The organism is Pseudomonas californiensis, assembly GCF_021147775.1.
GTDB lineage: Bacteria > Pseudomonadota > Gammaproteobacteria > Pseudomonadales > Pseudomonadaceae > Aquipseudomonas > Aquipseudomonas californiensis.
In genome coordinates, this window is record NZ_JAGTPK010000090.1 from 1 (window position 1) to 3,406 (window position 3,406).

General features: G+C 53.9%; 1 protein-coding gene and 2 pseudogenes. 1 reads left to right on the top strand and 2 read right to left on the bottom strand.

Features of this window, described 5'->3' with window-relative positions:
* Nucleotides 1-94: 94 nt before the first annotated feature.
* On the bottom strand, nt 95-1,123 hold the full coding sequence (locus tag KDX37_RS28830) for a hypothetical protein (RefSeq protein WP_231656582.1): 1,029 nt from the start codon (nt 1,121-1,123) through the stop codon (nt 95-97).
* Between the two features lie 219 nt (nt 1,124-1,342).
* A pseudogene (locus KDX37_RS28835) lies at nt 1,343-2,506 on the bottom strand (IS3 family transposase).
* Nucleotides 2,507-2,568: 62 nt separating this feature from the next.
* Between KDX37_RS28835 and KDX37_RS28840 the strand changes: the two are divergent.
* A pseudogene (locus KDX37_RS28840) lies at nt 2,569-2,736 on the top strand (recombinase family protein); the annotation flags it as partial.
* Nucleotides 2,737-3,406 lie beyond the last annotated feature (670 nt).

The window sequence follows — 3,406 nt, forward strand, 5'->3', positions numbered from 1 at the left end:
GCCACCCTTATCGTTGCTGTTAGTCATAAACATACCCGTTTGCCTATCCCTTATCTTAAGGGGGGAACGGTGTCCTGTCTTTCATGGGGCTCGTTCACTGATCAACTCGTTCGAACAGGTAGGTGTTCGGATCTGAGCCTTCATCCTTGCTGTTCAGCAAATCGATTATCTCCGGCACCGACAGGGGGATGATCAGCTTCCCATGCTCTCGCATCGCCCCTGCGATCACGGCCCTAGCAGAGTCAGCGCAGTCCTCGTGCGAAATCACAATCGCAACCTTCCTGAGGGCCGATGGGTACAAGTAACGCTCTGTGGTGACGATCTCGTTCTGTGTAATCGATTTGCTGTAATTTTTGAACTCGAAGACCACGTACCTGCTTCCTAAGTCCTCCAGCATCAGACGCCACACCTCGGCTGCTTTTGCCAAGATTCGGCACACCAGATCTCTACGATGCAAGGTGTCTACGGTACGGGACTGCTCATGCCATCCATGGAGGTCATGTTCAAAGAGATACTTAAGCGCATTGATGCACGCGTTTTCGAAATCAGTTGCCATTTCCCGGCCACGGTCGATTGCAGCTAAAGCATCGGCCAGCACCTTTCCTCGCTTCGGCTCCGCAGTTACATCACCGGCACTGCGTCTCATAAACGTCGGCAAGCCTAGGCTCAGGGTTTCAGCGCTCTTCGGTGTATCAGCTTCGAGAAGCTCCTCTAATTGGGCCAGAATGTCAGGGAACGGAGCCGCCATCTCAAACAGCTTCGTTTCATCCCAAACCTCAACTGTAGGAAACGCTTCTGCGACGCTCATAAAACGTGACCCCATCGGGCACGATATTGCCAGCACGATAGTGGATGCCCCCATCCTAATGCCTCTATCAGCGGTGTGTTCGAGGGCGCGTTTAAAGGTAGAAGACGGAGGTGGAGAGGAACGTCGATAGAATTTGGTTTCAACCATTGTCAACGCATCTTGCCGACCAAAGACAATGTCAGGCTCTAGGCCCAGTACGTCTTCTGGTTCCTCTAGGACGTTATGTTCACCCAAACGTCTTAGGAGATCTGCAAGGAGAGATGTGAAAGCATATGCTGCTCGAATATAGGCTCCGCCACGGTTTTTGCTGTTCATGAACGCTTCCATTGCAAACGCAATCGTTACTGTAGGTTTGGCCGGGATCTTACTGACGCCGTAGCAACGCGTGCAAGGCGAGGAACCCAGGAGAGTTCCGAATGGGAAATTCTCAGGCCGTAGCACAGGCATGATCGAATCATTCCCTAGCTATGGCCCACAAATCAATTGAGCCGGTTCGGTGGCGATAAAGCGAATAATTTAGGCAGGATGTAGTGGTCAACTGATCCCGGACACGACGTTAAGGTTTTTCTCGTACTGAGCGGGTGCAAGCCCACCGTTGAACTGGTGTGGCCGAATCCAGTTGTAGCGATGCATCAGGTAATGACTGATGTCTCGTTGCGCCTCTTGGGCCGTCATGTAGCCCACGGCGGGGTATCCACTCGGTTTTCAAGCTGCGGAATACACGCTCCATCGGCGAGTTGTCGTAGCAATTACCTCGGCGACTCATGCTCTGGCGCATGCGATATCGCCAAAGCCGCTGGCGAAACTGTCGGCTCCCGTATTGGGCGCCCTGGTCGGAATGAAACAGCAGACCTTGAGGCTTGCCGCGTTGCTCATAAGCCATGTCCAGCGCCTTGATCACCAAGTCCGTATCCGGTTTTTTTGAAAACGCCCAGTCCACCACCCGACGCGCATAAAGATCCATAACCACCGCCAGGTAATGCCATTTTCCTTGTGCCCAGATGTAGGTGATGTCGCCACACCAGACCTGATTGGGCGCGGGTACATTGAACTCTCGATTCAAAATGTTCGGAATGTCAGGCCGCTCCACTGTTGCTTTTTTATAAGCATGCGAGCCCGGTTGCTTGCTGATCAATCCCAGTTCCCGCATCAGGCCACGCACCATGAACCGACCGATTTGCTCACCATCTTCTTGCATCATCGACACGATACTGCGGCTGCCGGCAGCGCTTCGACTTTGCCCGAACAATTCATTGACTCGGCTGCGTAAACGAACCCGCTCGGCGTCTGGAGCCCGACGCCGCTGGCAATGGTTGTAGTAGCACGAGCGAGGTGTCTCGAACACCTCGCACAGCAGTTCGATCGGCTCATGGGCACCTAGCTGATCGATCAGCGCAAGCGCTCGTGTTCTTCCGACATCAAGAGCGCGGTAGCCTTTTTTAAAATGGATTTCTCCCGCTCAAGACGAGCGATCCGGGCTTCCAGCTCCTGAATTTTCTGCTGCTCGGGCGTCAGGGCTTTGCTCTGAGGCGTTACGCCATTGCGCTCCTGCTGGAGCTGGCTCACCCAGCGACGCAGCGCAGACTCGACCACCCCTAGGGAGCGGGAGGCTTCGATATGGCTATAGCCTTGATCCAGCACGAGGCCTGCGGCCTCGCGTTTGAATTCAGTGGAAAAGGTACGGCGTTGTTTGGTCATCAGACACCTCTATCTGGCGATATTCTCGCCTAAATGAGTGTCCGGAATCATTAGACCACTACAAAAAGGCCAGGGCCGCCGGCAAGTACCAGAGCCGGCCGATAGACGAGGATCTGCACAAGCGTGTGAAGAAGTTACTGGCGGCAGGTCTTGGAGTGCGCGCCGCAGCTCGACACGCCTCATGCTCAACCACGACGGTTGTGAAGATAAGGAACCGAGGGACACAGTAACCCTTAAGAAAGCGGTAAGGGTGGAAGATTTGTAAATGATGGCGGTAACGGTAAAGGCGGTGGTGGCGGACGATGCCCAAGCCTAATTGCCAATTCGCGTTGAGAAGAAGACAGCGCCGGCCAGATCATATGAACACTCGATAGCTTCATCTCTCGCATGTCTTTTTTATGCTGATCACGCCGAAGGGCAACCTTGAAAAAAGAAGGGCTATGGTCGATCTCGTTCTCCTTCAGCCTCCACAGAACCACGAAGGCGAATTTCGGGGAAAGGTACCCATGACGTTGATAGTAGCGGAGGGCGTTAGCGAATATTGAGCCGCCCTCTGCGTCGGCGAGCTTCTGCAGCGATCGCAAGCAAGCATCGTCGCGCATCTTCTGCGTCAAACGATCCAGCTTTTTCTGCGTGTCCTTTGTGGAGAGTTTACGGCCCGCTTCAAATACCGAAACACCGAATCTGAGGATGCACTGAGAACCCACCCAAAGCGCGTGGCCTGTGAACTCGTTTCGAATCTCAAACTGATAGCGGAGCGACTCCTGATCACAAAGCTCACACGTCTCAGTCGGGTGCTCGGTAAGCGGCCAGCGAACACACCTTCAGAAATCCGGAATTAAGGGCGATGGTGTCCGCCTATTTTTAAGCGGACGCGATCACCCTTATCGCCAGGATTTC